Here is an 18354-nt window from a genome sequence, read left to right as displayed (position 1 = left end):
CGTAGACTGGAGCGGTGGTAGCGAGCCAGGTTCACCTCGTCCGTCATGGCGAGGTGTTCAATCCCGACGGCATCCTGTACGGCAGGCTGCCGGGATTCGGCCTCTCCAAACTCGGCCACCGCATGGCCCAGGCCGCGGCGGACGACCTGCGCGAACGGTCCCGTCCGATCAGCGCACTCCGCGTCTCGCCGCTCCAGCGCACCCGCGAGTCCGCGGCCCCCGTGGCTGCAGCCTTCGGCCTCGATCCGATCATCGATGAGCGGATCATCGAGCCGACCAATCGCTTCGAGGGAACGCGCATGAAGCGCGCGGTCCGCAATCCCCAGTATTGGCCCTTCTTGATCAACCCGCTTCGCCCGAGCTGGGGCGAGGCCTACACGAGCATCGAGCGGCGGATGCTCGCCGCCATCCACGACGCCTTCGACTCCGTCGAGTCGGGCGATGTCGTCCTGGTCAGCCACCAGCTGCCGATCTGGGTCGCTCACCTCTCCGTCGCCGGCGAGCGCTACCCCCACGACCCACGCAAGCGCCGCTGCGCTCTGTCGAGCATCACGACGTTCGAGCGCGTGACCGCCGAGTCGCCGATCGCAACCTCGACGCCCGAAGTCGGCGCGGAGTCCACGACGGAGCAGCCCGCACACCCCCTCCACCCGGGCCGGACCCCCGAAGCGCAGCGTCTCGTCGAGGTCGGCTACGTCGAACCCGCCGCGAGCCTCCAGGCCGCCGCCACCGATGTGGGGGCGGTGTGAGCACCGTGTCCCGTCTCTGCTCGCGCATCCTGCTGCCCACCGCCGCCCTCGCTGCGGCGACCGCGCTCGCGCTCTCCGGCTGCACCGCCAACGACAGCCTCGCGAACCAGTACCGCTCGGGCAACGGCCAGAACTACATCGCGGGGGATGGCACGGTCAGCGAGTTCGCCCCAGGTAACCGCGGTGACGCGGTCTCCTTCACGGGCAAACTGCAGGACGGCAGCACGGTGTCCTCGGCCGACTACGCGGGCAAGGTCCTCGTCGTGAACTTCTGGTACGCCGGCTGCCCGCCGTGCCGGGTCGAGGCCCCCGATCTCGAATCGCTGAGCAACAAGTACAAGCCGCAGGGCGTGGGCTTCCTCGGCGTCAACCTGTACGACTCGGCGCAGACCGCGGAGAGCTTCGAGAAGGAGAAGGGCGTCACGTACCCGTCCGTGCTCGACCGCGACACCGGCTCCGTCCTCCTCGCGTTCAGCAAGACCGTCCCACCGAAGGCCACCCCGACGACGCTGGTCGTCGACAAGAAGGGACGCGTCGCCGCGCGCATCCTCGGTGCGATCCCCGACAAGAGCATCCTCGACTCGCTCATCTCCGACGCCGTGGCCGAGAACTGACGTGGGCGACGTCGGTCAGATCGTCTTCAGCGGTCAGCTTCTGCTGGCGCTGCCGATCGCCCTCCTCGCGGGGCTGGTCTCCTTCGCCTCCCCCTGCGTGCTCCCGCTGGTCCCGGGATACCTGGCCTATGTCGGCGGGATGAGCGATCCAGGCGCGAAGCGCGATCGCTCCCGAGTGCTGACCGGTGTTGCGCTGTTCGTCCTGGGGTTCGCCATCGTGTTCGTCGCCTACGGAGCGGCATTCGGTGCGCTCGGCTACTGGCTCGTGCGCTGGCAGGATGTCGTCGTCCGCGTTCTTGGAGCCCTGGTGATCGTCATGGGGCTGGTGTTCATCGGCCAGTTCTCCTTCCTGCAGAGGACCATCAAACCGTCGTGGCGGCCGGCGACCGGGCTGATCGGCGCTCCGCTTCTCGGAATCGTCTTCGGACTGGGATGGACGCCGTGCATCGGACCCACGCTCGCCGCCATCAGCGCATTGAGCGTCGGAAGCGGTTCGCCGTGGCGCGGCGCGCTGCTCGGGCTGTTCTACTGCATCGGCCTCGGCATCCCGTTCCTCCTCGTGGCCCTCGGCTTCGACTGGGTGGCGGGGTCCGTCGCGTTCATCAAGCGGCACATCCGTGTCATCAACATCATCGGCGGCGTCCTGCTCGTGGCCATCGGGGTCCTGATGGTCACGGGCCTGTGGAGCGAGCTCATGTCCCAGTTCTTGGCGGTGATCCAAGGTTTTGAGCCGGCCCTCTGATCACATCGACGCACCTCCCCAGCGGGAGGACCCGGAGGTCGTCCAGCCGAAGCTGGGACCGCTCGGGTGGATCCGCTGGTTCTGGCGGCAGCTCACGAGCATGCGCACGGCCCTGTTCCTGCTGCTGCTGCTAGCGATCGCGGCCGTTCCCGGGTCCCTCGTCCCGCAGCGGAGCTCCGACCCCAACGGCGTCACCAAGTACTTCAGCGAGAACCCGTCCCTTGCTCCCGTGCTCGACAAGCTGCAGTTCTTCGACGTCTACACGTCCGTGTGGTTCTCGGCGATCTACCTGCTGCTGTTCGCCTCCCTGATCGGCTGCATCATCCCCCGCACGCGCCACCACTTCGAGGCGATGCGCGCGAAGCCGCCGCGGACGCCGGTGCGCCTGACGCGCATGTCGGGCTTCCAAGCGCGCGTCCTTCCCGCGACGCTTCGCCCGGACGCGCCGGATCCGATCCTCACCGCCCGTGATGTGCTGAAGGCGAATCGCTATCGGGTCGCCCTGTATCAGGACGCTCGGTCGACGTCGGTCTCGGCGGAGCGCGGCTATCTGCGCGAGACCGGCAACCTGGTCTTCCACATCGCCCTGCTCGGTGTTCTGCTGGCGATCGGCGTGGGCGGCGGCTTCGGTTACACCGGCCAGAAGATCGTGGTCGAGGGGCAGAGCTTCGTGAACAGCCTGCCGTCGTACAACTCGTTCAACCCGGGCCGGTTCTTCAACGACGCGTCGCTGGTCCCGTTCTCGATCGCGGTGGACAAGCTGGATGTGGCGTACGAGACCAAGAACCGGGATGCGATCGGCACGCCGCTCGACTACACGGCGCATGTGAAGACCACGGGACCGGGGGATGCGTCCTCGGACACCACGATCAAGGTGAACGACCCGCTCGCGATCGGCGGGACGAACGTGTACCTCCTGGGCAACGGCTACGCACCGACCATCACGGTGAAGGACCCGGCGGGCAACGTGGTGTTCAACGACTCGGTCCCGTTCATCCCGCAGGCGGACCCCAATTTGACGTCTCTTGGTTTCGTGAAGGTGCCTGACGGCTTGAAGCAGCAGGTCGGGATGATCGGGTTCTTCTATCCGACCGTCACCGAGAGCTCGACCGGGGGAGGCGCGTTGGCGTCGAAGTTCCCCGGACTGAACGATCCCGTCTTGAGCCTCAACGTCTACGCGGGCGATCTCGGCGTCGACGACGGCGTCCCGCAGTCCGTGTACAGCCTCAATACCGACACCCTCGAGCAGCTGGCCGGCCCGCCGACCAAGACGAAGGCCCTGCAGCTGAAGCCGGGGCAGACGGTGGAGCTCCCGAACGGGCTCGGCACAATCTCCCTCGACGGCGTCAAGCGGTTCGCGACCCTGGAGGTGCACCATGATCCGGCCCAGATCTGGGTGCTGGTGTTCGCGATCCTGATCCTCGCCGGGCTGCTCACGTCGTTGTTCGTTCCCCGGCGTCGGCTCTGGGTGAAGGCGGTGGAGAACCCGGACGGCTCTCTGACGCTCGAGTACGCCGGGCTCGCCCGCGGCGAGGACCCCAACCTCCTGGCAGCCGTGACCGCGGTCGCCGATCAGCATTCCCGAGCCCTGGCCGGCTCCCCGAAGACTTAGGCTTGCATTGTGACCGAGACACTCGCTCAGCTGTCGACCGTGTTCTTGTACGCGGCGATGGGACTCTACGCGGCGGCGTTCATCGCCTTCGCGCTCGACCTCGCGCGTCGGGGGGCGCGAGCGACCGCCGTCGAAGCCGCCGTGGTTCCGAGCGCGGTAGCGCGCCGAGCTGAGGTGGCCGCCCCGGTGGGGGCCCCCACGACGACCGTGATCGGCGGGGGCGCGAGCGACGCGCCGCCGGAGCCGTCTTCGGCGCTCGGCCGTCTGTCGTCTCGCATCAGCAGCCGGGTCGAGGACGACCTGGTGAACGGGTCGGCGAACTCCGTCTCGATGCGGTGGGCGTTCGCGCTCACGATCATCGGCTTCGCGTTCCATCTGGTCGCGGTCGTGCTGAGGGGCATCGCGGCTGCTCGCGTGCCGTGGGCCAACATGTGGGAGTTCTCGATGACGGGCACGCTCGTCATCATCGGAGTCTTCCTGGTGGCCAACCTCAAGTGGCAGATCAAGTACGTCGGGACGTTCGTGCTCGGGTTGGTGCTGGTGCTGCAGGGGATCGCGCTGCTGCGGTACTACGTGCCGGTGGTCCCGTTGCAGCCGGCGCTCCAGTCGTACTGGCTCGTCATTCACATCATCGTGGCCGTCTTGGGTACGGCGTTCTTCGCGCTCGGGTTCGCGCTGTCGGGGTTGCAACTGCTGCAGTACCGCCGCGAACGGCAAGTCGCCGAGTCGCGGCCGCAGCAGTTCCGCTTCCTGGCTACCCTGCCGAGTTCGGTGGCTCTCGAGAACCTGGCCTACCGGATCAACATCGTGGGCTTCATCGCCTGGACCTTCACACTCATTGCCGGTGCCATCTGGGCCGAGAAGGCGTGGGGCCGGTACTGGGGTTGGGACACCAAGGAAGTCTGGACGTTCATCATCTGGGTGATCTACGCCGGTTACATCCACGCGCGCGCTACCCGCGGATGGCGCGGGTCGCGGTCCGCATGGCTTGCGATCATCGGGTTCGCGGCCGTGCTCTTCAACTTCGGGATCGTGAACGTGTTCTTCCACGGACTGCACGCGTACTCGGGACTGTGAGCCCGAAGATCCCGCCGCACGGAGAGAACCCCCTCGGAGCTTCGGCCTCGAGGGGGTTCTTGCGTTCAGGGCCTCGGCGGTGACGCCGCCAGGACAGATCCGCGGAATTGCGGGGATGTCAAGCGCGACACGCCCGGGCTGCGGGCGGAATTTGCACGTCCACGGAGGCCTGCGTAAAGTACTTACTTGTCACCCCAAAGGTGCGGGAGAGCGGAAGAGCTCCCCGGCCTCAAGCGGGACCAAATCCTTAGCCTAGCGGCAAACCTGAACTTGAATTAGTTCGGTTGCTGCGCTTAGGATTAACACCCACTCACTGAGCAGGTCTGACCGGTTCGGATCGTGTGATCGGTTGTGCCCACCACATATCGGGCCAACGAGGAACGCGAAACGCCGACTTGACAAACTGACTGAGAGTGGTAAGGTAGAGAAGTTGCCTCGCAGAGAAAGCCGACAGGCTGGAAGGCGAGAGCGTCCGATCCTTGAGAACTCAACAGCGTGCACAATGTCAAATGCCAAACAACCTCGGCATTGACTGTCTAGACCTAGTCTAGTGGTCGATGCGAGATTCCTTTGGATTAGAAACAGAATGTCAGTAGATATTCGAAACTAGTCAAGACAAACTCGCAGTGCGCGGACATATTTCCTGTCCACGCCTGCACTATGTTTCCCGGTCGCTTGCGATCGTGGAGCTAAACATTTTACGGAGAGTTTGATCCTGGCTCAGGACGAACGCTGGCGGCGTGCTTAACACATGCAAGTCGAACGATGAACCCGGAGCTTGCTCTGGGGAATTAGTGGCGAACGGGTGAGTAACACGTGAGTAACCTGCCCTTGACTCTGGGATAACCTCCGGAAACGGAAGCTAATACCGGATACGACGTACGGAGGCATCTCCTGTACGTGGAAAGAACTTCGGTCAAGGATGGACTCGCGGCCTATCAGGTAGTTGGTGAGGTAACGGCCCACCAAGCCTACGACGGGTAGCCGGCCTGAGAGGGTGACCGGCCACACTGGGACTGAGACACGGCCCAGACTCCTACGGGAGGCAGCAGTGGGGAATATTGCACAATGGGCGCAAGCCTGATGCAGCAACGCCGCGTGAGGGATGACGGCCTTCGGGTTGTAAACCTCTTTTAGTAGGGAAGAAGCGAAAGTGACGGTACCTGCAGAAAAAGCACCGGCTAACTACGTGCCAGCAGCCGCGGTAATACGTAGGGTGCGAGCGTTGTCCGGAATTATTGGGCGTAAAGAGCTCGTAGGCGGTCTGTCGCGTCTGCTGTGAAAACCCGAGGCTCAACCTCGGGCCTGCAGTGGGTACGGGCAGACTAGAGTGCGGTAGGGGAGAATGGAATTCCTGGTGTAGCGGTGGAATGCGCAGATATCAGGAGGAACACCGATGGCGAAGGCAGTTCTCTGGGCCGTAACTGACGCTGAGGAGCGAAAGCGTGGGGAGCGAACAGGATTAGATACCCTGGTAGTCCACGCCGTAAACGTTGGGCGCTAGATGTGGGGACCATTCCACGGTTTCCGTGTCGCAGCTAACGCATTAAGCGCCCCGCCTGGGGAGTACGGCCGCAAGGCTAAAACTCAAAGGAATTGACGGGGGCCCGCACAAGCGGCGGAGCATGCGGATTAATTCGATGCAACGCGAAGAACCTTACCAAGGCTTGACATATACGAGAACGGGCCAGAAATGGTCAACTCTTTGGACACTCGTAAACAGGTGGTGCATGGTTGTCGTCAGCTCGTGTCGTGAGATGTTGGGTTAAGTCCCGCAACGAGCGCAACCCTCGTTCTATGTTGCCAGCACGTAATGGTGGGAACTCATAGGAGACTGCCGGGGTCAACTCGGAGGAAGGTGGGGATGACGTCAAATCATCATGCCCCTTATGTCTTGGGCTTCACGCATGCTACAATGGCCGGTACAAAGGGCTGCAATACCGTAAGGTGGAGCGAATCCCAAAAAGCCGGTCTCAGTTCGGATTGAGGTCTGCAACTCGACCTCATGAAGTCGGAGTCGCTAGTAATCGCAGATCAGCAACGCTGCGGTGAATACGTTCCCGGGCCTTGTACACACCGCCCGTCAAGTCATGAAAGTCGGTAACACCCGAAGCCGGTGGCCCAACCCTTGTGGAGGGAGCCGTCGAAGGTGGGATCGGTGATTAGGACTAAGTCGTAACAAGGTAGCCGTACCGGAAGGTGCGGCTGGATCACCTCCTTTCTAAGGAGCAACTGGCACCCTCGGGTGTCCAGGCGCCGGATCTGAGCGAACGTCTCAGCCGGTTAGCTCATGGGTGGAACATTGACATTGGTGCGGAGCCGATCGGCTCGAACTCAGTACATCCTTCGGGATAGGAACGGTTCGGACTGCGAAGCTTCGCACATGCACGCTGTTGGGTCCTGAGGGACCGGACCTCATCGGAAAAGATGAGAACCGAATCCTCTGGACCTTTTCTTGTCGGTCATAACTCGGCCGGCGGAGAAGGTACCGCCCGTACTTTGAGAACTACACAGTGGACGCGAGCATCTTAGATTCGAACCTTCGGGTTCGGATCACAAAAGATGATCACAGTACTTTCGAGTACTGATTAGATCATTGGTCAATCTGCTCATCTTCGGATGGGCCGATCGATTCAAACTCATGTGATTTCAAGTTTCTAAGAGCAAACGGTGGATGCCTTGGCATCTGGAGCCGAAGAAGGACGTAGCAATCTGCGATAAGCCTCGGGGAGTTGATAAGCGAACTTTGATCCGAGGATTTCCGAATGGGGAAACCCCGCTGGGCCCTTTGGGTGACCCAGTGACTCCCGCCTGAATATATAGGGCGGGTAGAGGGAACGTGGGGAAGTGAAACATCTCAGTACCCACAGGAAGAGAAAGCAAAAGCGATTCCGTTAGTAGTGGCGAGCGAACCCGGAAGAGGCTAAACCGATCATGTGTGATAGCCGGCAGGCGTTGCATGGTCGGGGTTGCGGGACTTTTCAGCAGCTTCTGCCGAACTGCAAGCGTTACAAAGGATCATAGGCGAATGGTATTGAAAGGCCAGTCATAGAGGGTGCCAACCCCGTAGCCGAAATGGTCCAATGGCGCGAAGAGTATCCCAAGTAGCACGGGGCCCGAGAAATCCCGTGTGAATCTGTCAGGACCACCTGATAAGCCTAAATACTCCCAGATGACCGATAGCGGACAAGTACCGTGAGGGAAAGGTGAAAAGTACCCCGGGAGGGGAGTGAAATAGTACCTGAAACCGTTTGCTTACAAACCGTTGGAGCCTCCTTGTAGGGGTGACAGCGTGCCTTTTGAAGAATGAGCCTGCGAGTTAGCGATATGTGGCGAGGTTAACCCGTGAGGGGTAGCCGTAGCGAAAGCGAGTCTGAATAGGGCGATTCAGTCGCATGTCCTAGACCCGAAGCGAAGTGATCTATCCATGGCCAGGTTGAAGCGACGGTAAGACGTCGTGGAGGACCGAACCCACTTAGGTTGAAAACTGAGGGGATGAGCTGTGGATAGGGGTGAAAGGCCAATCAAACTTCGTGATAGCTGGTTCTCTCCGAAATGCATTTAGGTGCAGCGTTGCGTGTTTCTTGCCGGAGGTAGAGCTACTGGATGGCCGATGGGCCCCAAAAGGTTACTGACGTCAGCCAAACTCCGAATGCCGGTAAGTGAGAGCGCAGCAGTGAGACGGTGGGGGATAAGCTTCATCGTCGAGAGGGAAACAACCCAGACCACCAACTAAGGTCCCTAAGCGCGTGCTAAGTGGGAAAGGATGTGGAGTTGCACAGACAACCAGGAGGTTGGCTTAGAAGCAGCCACCCTTGAAAGAGTGCGTAATAGCTCACTGGTCAAGTGATTCCGCGCCGACAATGTAACGGGGCTCAAGCACGCCACCGAAGTTGTGGCATTGACATTATTGGTAGGCCTTCGTGGTCCAGCCGTGTTGATGGGTAGGAGAGCGTCGTGTGGCGAGTGAAGCGGCGGTGTAAACCAGCCGTGGACGCCACACGAGTGAGAATGCAGGCATGAGTAGCGAAAGACGGGTGAGAAACCCGTCCTCCGAAAGACCAAGGGTTCCAGGGCCAGGCTAATCCGCCCTGGGTAAGTCGGGACCTAAGGCGAGGCCGACAGGCGTAGTCGATGGACAACGGGTTGATATTCCCGTACCGGCGAAGAACCGCCCAAGCTAATCCAGTGGTGCTAAGAGTCCTAATCCTGGACACGGATCCCTTCGGGGTGAAGGTCCGGGCCTAACGCTCGACCCCATGCTGGTGCGGCTAGCGTATTAACAGGTGTGACGCAGGAAGGTAGCCCAGCCGGGCGATGGTTGTCCCGGTGTAAGTGTGTAAGCCGAGGGATAGGCAAATCCGTCTCTCATATAGGCCCAGGCACGATGCGTAGTCTTCATTGACGAAATGGGTGATCCTATGCTGCCAAGAAAAGCATCGACGCGAGGTTCCAGCCGCCCGTACCCCAAACCGACTCAGGTGGTCAGGTAGAGAATACCAAGGAGATCGAGAGAATCGTGGTTAAGGAACTCGGCAAAATGCCCCCGTAACTTCGGGAGAAGGGGGGCCTGAGGCGTGAAGGGATTTACTCCTGGAGCGTTTGAAGGCCGCAGAGACCAGTGGGAAGCGACTGTTTACTAAAAACACAGGTCCGTGCCAAGTCGCAAGACGATGTATACGGACTGACGCCTGCCCGGTGCTGGAAGGTTAAGAGGAAGGGTTAGCTTCGGCGAAGCTCAGAATTTAAGCCCCAGTAAACGGCGGTGGTAACTATAACCATCCTAAGGTAGCGAAATTCCTTGTCGGGTAAGTTCCGACCTGCACGAATGGCGTAACGACTTCCCAGCTGTCTCAACCGCGAACTCGGCGAAATTGCACTACGAGTAAAGATGCTCGTTACGCGCAGCAGGACGGAAAGACCCCGTGACCTTTACTACAGCTTGGTATTGGTGTTCGGTGTGGCTTGTGTAGGATAGGTGGGAGACTTTGAAGCCGGCACGCCAGTGTCGGTGGAGTCAATGTTGAAATACCACTCTGGTCACTCTGGATATCTAACTTAGAACCGTAATCCGGTTCAGGGACAGTGCCTGGTGGGTAGTTTAACTGGGGCGGTTGCCTCCCAAAAAGTAACGGAGGCGCCCAAAGGTTCCCTCAACCTGGTTGGCAATCAGGTGTCGAGTGTAAGTGCACAAGGGAGCTTGACTGTGAGACTGACAAGTCGAGCAGGGACGAAAGTCGGGACTAGTGATCCGGCAGTGGCTTGTGGAAGCGCTGTCGCTCAACGGATAAAAGGTACCTCGGGGATAACAGGCTGATCTTGCCCAAGAGTCCATATCGACGGCATGGTTTGGCACCTCGATGTCGGCTCGTCGCATCCTGGGGCTGGAGTAGGTCCCAAGGGTTGGGCTGTTCGCCCATTAAAGCGGTACGCGAGCTGGGTTTAGAACGTCGTGAGACAGTTCGGTCCCTATCCGCTGCGCGCGTAGGAAATTTGAGAGGATCTGACCCTAGTACGAGAGGACCGGGTTGGACGAACCTCTGGTGTGCCAGTTGTTCTGCCAAGAGCACCGCTGGTTAGCTACGTTCGGGATGGATAACCGCTGAAAGCATCTAAGCGGGAAGCCGGCCTCAAGATGAGATTTCCATGCCTTCGGGCGAGAGGCTCCCAGCTAGACTACTGGGTTGATAGGCCGGATGTGGAAGTGGGGACTAAAGACCCATGGAGCTGACCGGTACTAATAAGCCGATAACTTGATAATCACCACTCTCATAAACGTTGTAAGGCAGCTATGAGGGGCCAAGATTGTTCGCGTCCACTATGTGGTTCTCGATGTACGGTCGAGAACTGATTCAAGCTAAAGCTTGATCGTTCACTTTGATACATCAATAGTGTTTCGGCGGCCATAGCGAGAGGGAAACGCCCGGTTACATTCCGAACCCGGAAGCTAAGACTCTCTGCGCCGATGGTACTGCAGGGGGGACCCTGTGGGAGAGTAGGACACCGCCGGACTTCTTTGTGAGATGGCCACCCAGTGATGGGTGGCCATTTCGCGTTAACGGGGTCAGTAGCAGCACGAAGCATAGGCTGGGCTCGACCCGCCGACTCGACAGGAGAAGCCGTGAGCGACACACCGGCAGACGAGAACGCCCGGAACGAGCGACCGCGGCGCCAGCAGCCCGACCGATCGAGTCGCGACGGCGCCGGGTACCGACCGGATCGTGGAGGCTCGGGCCAGAGCCGGCGCCCGCGCGAGGACGGTGGGTACCGCTCCTCCCGTGACGGAGACCAAGGCGGCCGCGCACCGCGGAGAGGCGACGGATATCGTCCGTCGCGCAGCGGTGACGGCGATCGTGCCCGCAGCGATCGCGCGGACAGCGGCCGGCCGCGGACAGGCGGAGACGGGTATCGCCCCAATAGGAACGATGGGGATCACGGCGGTCGGCCCCGCACCGGTGGAGGCGCATCTCGCGACCGTTCCGTATCGGGTGGGGGCAACTGGCGTAACAACCGCGACGGTGGCTCCGGCTCCGACGAGCGTCGGTCGGGCGGCTATCGCTCCGACCGCGGCGGTGCACCTCAGTACCGCGGTGACCGCACGGAGCGCGGTGGATCCGACCGGGACCGCGGACGTTCCCGCGACGACCGTCAGCCGCGATCCAACGACGGGCGTCCTGCTCGTGAGTGGAAGCCACGATCGAACGAGGGCACTGGTCGGGAGTGGAAGCCGCGATCCAGTGACGGGCGTCCCGCTCGCGAGTGGAAGCCGCGTGGCGACAACGACGGACGCGCCCGCGAGTGGAAGCCCCGTGGCGACAGCGATCGGCAGTCGCGCGAGTGGAAGCCCCGCGGCGACGGCAGCGAACGCTACCGTAGCGGCGGAGACCGCGGCCGGAGCAACGATCGTCCGACCCGATCCGGCGATGCGCCGCGTTCCGGTGGGTTCCGTAACGACCGCCAGGGGCGCCCTCCGCAGAAGGATGGGCTCTGGACTCGCGACGGACGTCCGGCGCGAGGCGATCGGGACGCCCGGGACGAGAGCTGGCGTACGGACGAGGAGGCGCAGCTCGCACGAGAGCTCCAGTCCGTCCGTCCGCGGCATGATGACCCGCTCATCCCCGAGGACATTCAAGCCCGGGATCTCCCCGGCGAGGCTCGCGTCGAGCTGAAGACGCTCAGCAAGGACAACGCCGATTGGGTTGCCAAGCACCTGGTGATGGCGAGTCGTCTGATCGAGACGGACCCCGAGCTTGCTCACCAGCACGCTCTCTCGGCGGCACGTCGGGCCGGGCGCGTGGCTGTGGTCCGCGAGACACTCGCGATCACCGCGTACGCGATCGGCGACTTCGCACTCGCGCTGCGCGAACTGCGCACGTACCGTCGCATCTCCGGTTTCAATGACCAGCTGCCGCTGATGGTGGACAGCGAGCGCGGTGTCGGTCGTCCCGACCGCGCCCTCGAACTCGGACGCTCCGTCGACCGGGCCACCCTGCCGGCCGATGTGCAGGTGTCGCTCGCCATCGCCATGTCCGGTGCTCGCCTCGACCTCCAACAGCCGGAAGCGGCGTTGGCCGAGCTGGAGATTCCGCAGCTCGACCCCACCCGCGCATTCTCGTACAGCGCCGACCTCTTCCACGCCTACGCCGAAGTGCTCGAAGAACTCGGGCGCGACACCGACGCGGCACGGTGGCGCGAACTGGCGCAGCGGGCCGAAGAGGCCTTCGACCAGGCACACGCGACCGATGAGCTCGAGACCATCGACGTTATCGAGGAGGAGGTGCTCCTCGACCCCGAGGAAATCTCCGACGAGGCTCCCCTCAGCGAGGACGAGCTCGAGGTGGAAGCCCTCCTCAGCGAGGACGACGACGTCGACGACCACAGAGCTGAGGCAGACGACAGCGCTAAGGAAGACGACCGCGCTGAGACAGACGACAGCGCTAAGGAAGACGACCGCGGTGAGGTAGACGACAGCGGTGAGGACGAGGAGGGTGAGCCGACCGATGGCCCTGTTTCGACGGAGCAGTGAGGGCCGGGCGCCGCTCGACGGCGCCGACCTCGTCCTCGCCGACCTGGACGGCGTCGTCTACAAAGGCCCTGACGCCATCCTGCATGCCGTCGAGAGCCTCAACGCCGTGGCTGAAACCACGCGAGTCGGTTACATCACGAACAACGCCTCGCGTACGGATGCGTCCGTCGCCGAGCACCTGAACCAGCTCGGCCTCCATGTTGAGCCGAGCGACGTCGTCACGTCTCCCCAGGCTGCCGTGCGACTGCTCGCGCAGCACGTCCCCGCCGGCTCCAGCATCCTGGTGGTCGGAGGAGACGGCCTGGTCGACGAGGTCGAGAAGGGTGGCTTCACGGTGACCCGTTCGGCCGACGAGTCGCCGGCGGCCGTCATCCAGGGCTTCTCGCCCGAAGTGGGCTGGGCAGACCTCGCCGAGGCAGCCTTCGCTCTGCAGGGACGAACCGACGACGAGCGCCCCTGGATCGCCACCAACACGGACTGGACGATCCCCGTCGCCCGAGGCATCGCTCCGGGAAACGGGACTCTGGTATCGGCCGTCCACACCGCGGTCGGCCGGCTGCCGCTGGTCGCAGGAAAGCCGGAGCGCGCGATCTTCGACGAGGCGGTCGCACGCTTCCAGGCGCAGAGCCCGCTCTTCATCGGTGACCGCCTCGACACGGACATCCTCGGTGCCAACCGGGCGGGTATCGCCTCCGTTCTCGTGCTCACCGGGATCGACGGCGGAAAGCAGTTGCTCGCCGCCGATGCCGACTCGCGGCCCGCGTTCATCGTGCGTGACCTTCGCGGACTCGGAGAGCCTTATCCCGAGGTCAAGACGGCGCGGAACGGCGCGGTCAGCGTGCGCGACGCGACCGTCGCGATCGACGGAAACGACGTCCGCATCGTGTCTGAGGGAAGCGATGAGCTCGACCTCCTTCGCGCAGCGTGTGCGGCGATCTGGAACTCAGGCCGGGCGATTTACGGGCTCGAGGTGCCGGAGCGCCTGTACAGCTGACGCCGAATCAGAGTGCGATTCCGCGCTCGAGAAGGCGGTGGCAGCGTGCGAGCCGCTCGAGCCACCATTCAATGCGCTCCGGTTCGGCCTTCACCCGGTCCAACCGCGCGGACGACACGGTCGGACGAGTGACCGGGATGCTCCCGTCCACCGGAACAAGCGGTTCATCGGCGACATCATGCTCGAAAAGGGCGACCGTTCCGAGACCGCAGTCGAACTCCAGCTCGGGGAGCGAGGCCGCGAGGTGCGCTCCCATGGCGATTCCCACCGACGTGTCGAGGGCGCTGGAGACCACCGCCGGGAGCCCCGCTTCGGCGACGATGCGCTGCGCCGCATGCACTCCGCCCAGAGGTTGCGCCTTCACGATGACGATGTCGGCTGCTCCCGCCCGGGCGACGGCGAGTGGATCGGCGGCCTTCCGCACACTCTCATCCGCTGCGATCGGAATGCCCATGTAGTGGACGCGGCCCCGCAGCTCGACGAGCTCGTCGATGGTCGCGCACGGTTGCTCCACGTATTCGAGGTCGAAGGGCGCGAGCGCGTGGATGGCGTGCTCCGCTTCGTCGAGGTTCCAGAGCGTGTTCGCATCGACGCGCACGCGGCCCTCGGGGCCGAGCACATCTCTCACCGCCCGCACGCGGGCGACATCGTCGGCCAGGGTCTGGCCGCGTTCGGCGACCTTGACCTTGGCGGTCCGGGCGCCGGGGAACCGAGCAAGCACCGCAGGCACCTCGTCGGCTGAGACGGCCGGGACCGTGGCGTTCACGGGGATGCGATCGCGAAGTGCCGTTGGTGTCGCCCTCCAGCCAAAGTCGATCGTCGCACGCAGCCAGGAAGTTGCCTCCTCGTCGTCGTACTCGACGAACGGCGAGAACTCCGTCCACCCGAAGGGGCCCTCGATGAGCACCGCCTCGCGCACCGTGATCCCGCGGAAGCGGGTGGTCATCGGGAGCGAGACCACGCGTGAAGTTGCCAACAGGTCGGCGAGGTCCGGCACCATTCCACAAGTTTTGCACGAGCCGGTCGGCGCGGGACGGCGAACCGTAGGCTGGATCCATGCAAGCGGACGTCTCAGAACTCTTCGACCCGGAGGTGTGGCGCGAGGTCACCGGCTTCGATGGCCTTACCGACATCACCTACCATCACGATGTCAGCGGGAGGATCGCACGGGTGGCATTCGACCGCCCAGAGGTGCGGAACGCCTTCCGCCCGCGCACGGTCGACGAGCTCTACGCCGTGCTGGAAGACGCCCGCACAAACCCGCACATCGGAGTGGTGCTCCTGACCGGCAACGGACCGAGCCCGAAAGACGGCGGCTGGGCGTTCTGCTCGGGCGGCGACCAGCGGATCCGGGGGCGCGACGGCTACAAGTACGCGGAGGGGGAAACGGCGTCCTCCATCGATGCCGCGCGCGGCGGTCGTCTGCACATCCTGGAGGTGCAGCGCCTCATCCGATTCATGCCGAAGGTCGTCATCGCGGTGGTCCCCGGATGGGCGGCCGGCGGCGGCCATTCGCTGCATGTCGTGTGCGATCTCACGATTGCGAGCGCGGAGCACGGCCGGTTCAAGCAGACGGATGCCGATGTCGGGTCCTTCGATGCGGGATACGGCTCGGCCTACTTCGCGCGGCAGGTCGGCCAGAAGTTCGGCCGGGAGGTGTTCTTCCTGGCGCGGGAGTACTCGGCTCAGCGGGCATACGAACGCGGCGCCGTCAACGCCGTCGTGCCGCATGAGGAGCTGGAGGCCGTGGCGGTCGAATGGGCGAACGAGATCCTGACGAAGTCGCCCACCGCCATCCGGATGCTCAAGTACGCCTTCAATGCGGTCGACGACGGGCTGGTGGGCCAGCAGCTGTTCGCGGGGGAGGCGACGCGGCTCGCGTACGGGACGGACGAGGCGGTCGAGGGCCGCGACGCTTTCCTGGAGAAGCGGGATCCGGACTGGTCACCGTTCCCGTGGCAGTACTGAGGCCCTGAGATGACCCGAGAGCTCCGCGTCGTCGATGCGTCGCGGCCGGAAGAGGTGTTCGTCGCTCTGAGGGAGGCGCTGACCGCCGGCGGTGCAGCGGTCGTGCCTCGTAGTGCTCCGTCCGGCCCTCGATCAGTGCCGGACGCTGGGGCAGCAACGGAGCCTGGGGCAGTGCCGGAGCCGTGGCCGAGAGCGGGAGCGCACGTCGCGCAGAACGTGGCGCTCGTGATCGAGACGTCCGGATCGACCGGGGTGCCGAAGCGAGTGGCTCTCTCGGCGGATGCCCTGCTGGCGAGCGCGGCCGCGTCCGCGGGTGCTCTCGGCGGGCAGGGTCAGTGGCTGCTGGCGCTCCCCGCGCACTACGTGGCGGGCGCGCAGGTGCTTGTGCGATCGCTCGCCGCCGATACCGAGCCCGTTTTCTACGGTGGAGGGCACTTCGATGCGGAGCGGTTCGCATCCCTCGCGCAAGCGCTCGACCACGACCTGCGCTTCACATCCCTCGTGCCGGTTCAACTGGCGCGGCTGGTGGAAGCGGCGGAGGCCGGTTCCCGCACCGTGGCGGCCGCGCTGCGGAGGTTCGACGGCATCCTGGTCGGCGGACAGGCGCTCTCGACGCAGCTGCGCGAGCGTGCGGAGACGATCGGAGCGCGCATCGTGAGCACCTACGGTTCGAGCGAGACCGCGGGCGGGTGCGTGTACGACGGGGTCCCGATCGGCACGGCGACGGTGCGCGGCATCGAAGGGCAGCTGGAGATCTCCGGGCCGATGCTCGCGGAAGGGTACCTGGGCGATCCTGACCGGACCGCGGCCGCATTCCACGAAGCGGACGATGCTCGCTGGTACCGGACGGGTGACTTCGGCTCCGTGGACGACGCCGGCCGCGTGACGGTGCTGGGTCGCGTGGACAACGTGATCATCTCGGGCGGCGAGAAGGTGCTGCTCGACGCGGTCGAGCGGGCGGTGCGCGAACATCCCGGGCTGCACGAGGCCGTCGTGGTCGCGGCGGAGGATCCGCGCTGGGGACAGGTGCCGGTGGTGGTCGTCGAGGTGAGCGGCGACGCGACATCCGTCGCGACGCTTGAGTCGCTGCGCCGTGCCGCGAGAGAGCGTCTGGGGCGTGCGGCCGCGCCGGCCCGGATCGTCGAAGTCGACCGCCTCCCCCGGCTGGACAGCGGCAAGCCGGATCGGGTCGCGCTCGCGCGGCTGGCCGCTGCGCCGGAGGCATAGCCCGTGTCGTTACAATTCGCTCTGTGATGAGTCAGAACAAGCCCCGCATGGAGCGCATGGCGCCGCAGACCTCCCGTGGGCCGCGCGGCGGCCGGAGTCGGCGTCCCGGCGCCGCCTCCGCTCCCGCGAAGCCCGCGACGACCGCCGACTGGATCGCCGGCGCTCGCCTCCGCACCCTTCCCCTCGCCATCGCACCGGTCCTGATCGGTGTCGGCGCTGCGAAGGTCGCCGAGGGTCCGGGCGTCTGGCATCCGGTGCGGGCGCTGCTGTGCCTCGCCGTCGCCGTCCTGCTCCAGATCGGCGTCAACTACGCCAACGACTACTCGGATGGCATCCGGGGAACGGACGAGTTCCGGGTCGGACCGGGGCGCCTCACCGGCTCCGGGAAGGCGACACCCCGCGCCGTGCTGACCGTCGCGCTGACCTTCTTCGGGCTCGCGGCCGTCGCCGGTCTCATCCTGGTCATCCTGACGCAGTACTGGTGGGTGCTGATCGTCGGCGCCGCCGCCATCGCGGCGGCATGGTTCTACACCGGCGGCAAGCGACCCTACGGGTATTACGGCCTCGGCGAGGTCTTCGTCTTCGTCTTCTTCGGGCTCGTCGCCACGGCCGGGACCACCTACATGCTCGCCGGCCTCGTCAACCAGGAGGCCTGGTACGGCGGGGTGATCGCCGGTCTCATCGCGTGTGCCGTCCTGATGGTGAACAACATCCGCGACATCGAACCGGACAAGCTGGCGGGCAAGCGGACCCTCGCGGTCCTGCTCGGCCGGGTCGCATCCCGCATCGCGTTCTGCGTGCTGCTCCTCGTGCCCTTCGGCATCCTCGCGGTGCTGGCCGTCTTCTACCCGTTCGCCTGGTACGGGATGTTCGCCCTCCTCGCGGCGCTGCCGGCGTGCGTGATCACGCTGTTCAGCCGCACACCGCGCGAACTCATCACGGCTCTGCAACTGACGAGTCTCACCGGTCTGCTGGTAGCGATCGCCCTCGGCGCTGCCTACGCGTTCTGACGCGGGGCGTCAGTCTCGCTTGCGCTCCCCCGTCTCGGCGGTCGCGCCGTCGACCGCCGCGTCCTCGACGTCGTCGTCCTCCGACCGCACCGGCTTCTCGCGGTGACGGACCGCGTACAGATCGGACGACACCGCGTTACGCGGTCGGCTCAGGAAGATGTACGAGAGGCACAGGCCGATCAGCGCGGCCGCGATGACGGCGAGCCACCAGACGAGGCCAACCAGAAGCAGGAGCACGAGCGGCACCGCGAACACCAGGAGGCGCAGCACGGTGTAGGTGATCCAAGAGGGAATCCGCTTCACCCTCCCAGCTTAGAGAGCGTCTCTGAGAGTTA

At 64.2% G+C, this 18354-nt stretch carries 12 protein-coding genes and 3 rRNA genes; 13 read left to right on the top strand and 2 right to left on the bottom strand.

The genetic code is table 11. The features are described 5' to 3' along the window. Positions 1-14: 14 nt before the first annotated feature. From ACF1AJ_RS12530 to ACF1AJ_RS12485, 10 genes are all read left to right on the top strand, one after another. Complete coding sequence (locus ACF1AJ_RS12530) at positions 15-749, top strand: histidine phosphatase family protein (RefSeq protein WP_391507657.1); 735 nt, start codon at positions 15-17, stop codon at positions 747-749. Continuing rightward, positions 746-1363: a TlpA disulfide reductase family protein gene (locus ACF1AJ_RS12525; protein ID WP_391507656.1), complete on the top strand. Its 618-nt coding sequence runs from the start codon at positions 746-748 to the stop codon at positions 1361-1363. Before ACF1AJ_RS12530 ends, ACF1AJ_RS12525 begins: the two co-directional genes overlap by 4 nt. Position 1364: 1 nt before the next feature. Further along, positions 1365-2105 carry a cytochrome c biogenesis CcdA family protein gene (locus ACF1AJ_RS12520; protein ID WP_020076057.1) on the top strand — a complete coding sequence of 247 codons (741 nt, stop codon included), beginning with the start codon at positions 1365-1367 and terminating at the stop codon, positions 2103-2105. Beyond that, complete coding sequence (locus tag ACF1AJ_RS12515) at positions 2089-3717, top strand: cytochrome c biogenesis protein ResB (RefSeq protein ID WP_391507655.1); 1629 nt, start codon at positions 2089-2091, stop codon at positions 3715-3717. The genes ACF1AJ_RS12520 and ACF1AJ_RS12515 overlap by 17 nt, the downstream gene beginning before the upstream one ends. Before the next feature lie 9 nt (positions 3718-3726). Then, positions 3727-4794, top strand: coding sequence for a c-type cytochrome biogenesis protein CcsB (gene ccsB / locus ACF1AJ_RS12510; RefSeq protein WP_391507654.1), 1068 nt, complete (start codon positions 3727-3729; stop codon positions 4792-4794). Positions 4795-5491: 697 nt separating this feature from the next. Beyond that, positions 5492-7015 (top strand): 16S ribosomal RNA (locus ACF1AJ_RS12505). A gap of 426 nt (positions 7016-7441) precedes the next feature. Beyond that, positions 7442-10555, top strand: a 23S ribosomal RNA gene (locus tag ACF1AJ_RS12500). 134 nt (positions 10556-10689) lie between these two features. After that, positions 10690-10806: ribosomal RNA gene (rrf, locus tag ACF1AJ_RS12495) — 5S ribosomal RNA — on the top strand. The 16S, 23S and 5S rRNA genes sit together here, the layout of an rRNA operon. Before the next feature lie 1402 nt (positions 10807-12208). Continuing rightward, positions 12209-12820, top strand: coding sequence for a hypothetical protein (locus ACF1AJ_RS12490; protein WP_391507653.1), 612 nt, complete (start codon positions 12209-12211; stop codon positions 12818-12820). Next, the gene (locus tag ACF1AJ_RS12485; protein ID WP_391507652.1) at positions 12795-13814 is read left to right on the top strand and encodes an HAD-IIA family hydrolase; all 1020 of its coding nucleotides are present in this window, start codon (positions 12795-12797) and stop codon (positions 13812-13814) included. Before ACF1AJ_RS12490 ends, ACF1AJ_RS12485 begins: the two co-directional genes overlap by 26 nt. 7 nt (positions 13815-13821) lie before the next feature. Here ACF1AJ_RS12485 and ACF1AJ_RS12480 read toward each other — a convergent pair whose 3' ends face one another. Next, positions 13822-14814 carry an o-succinylbenzoate synthase gene (locus ACF1AJ_RS12480; protein WP_391507651.1) on the bottom strand — a complete coding sequence of 331 codons (993 nt, stop codon included), beginning with the start codon at positions 14812-14814 and terminating at the stop codon, positions 13822-13824. A 56-nt stretch (positions 14815-14870) separates the two neighbouring features. On the opposite strand from ACF1AJ_RS12480, the gene ACF1AJ_RS12475 reads away from it, so the two are divergent. From ACF1AJ_RS12475 to ACF1AJ_RS12465, 3 genes are read left to right on the top strand one after another with little or no spacing between them, the layout of a single operon-like run. After that, positions 14871-15782 (top strand): 1,4-dihydroxy-2-naphthoyl-CoA synthase, encoded by a 912-nt coding sequence (locus ACF1AJ_RS12475; protein WP_391507650.1) that lies wholly within the window; start codon positions 14871-14873, stop codon positions 15780-15782. Positions 15783-15791: 9 nt separating this feature from the next. Then, complete coding sequence (locus ACF1AJ_RS12470; protein ID WP_391507649.1) at positions 15792-17009, top strand: AMP-binding protein; 1218 nt, start codon at positions 15792-15794, stop codon at positions 17007-17009. 26 nt (positions 17010-17035) lie between these two features. After that, on the top strand, positions 17036-18019 hold the full coding sequence (locus ACF1AJ_RS12465; RefSeq protein WP_309858039.1) for a 1,4-dihydroxy-2-naphthoate polyprenyltransferase: 984 nt from the start codon (positions 17036-17038) through the stop codon (positions 18017-18019). Positions 18020-18028: 9 nt separating this feature from the next. On the opposite strand, the gene ACF1AJ_RS12460 is transcribed toward ACF1AJ_RS12465, so the two are convergent. Further along, complete coding sequence (locus ACF1AJ_RS12460) at positions 18029-18322, bottom strand: DUF4229 domain-containing protein (protein WP_391507648.1); 294 nt, start codon at positions 18320-18322, stop codon at positions 18029-18031. Between the last annotated feature and the right edge of the window lie 32 nt (positions 18323-18354).

Source organism: Leifsonia sp. NPDC014704, assembly GCF_043083605.1.
Taxonomy (GTDB): domain Bacteria; phylum Actinomycetota; class Actinomycetes; order Actinomycetales; family Microbacteriaceae; genus Leifsonia.
The sequence above is the reverse complement of the archived record's forward strand: the minus strand, read 5'-3'. Positions and strand labels throughout refer to the sequence as shown.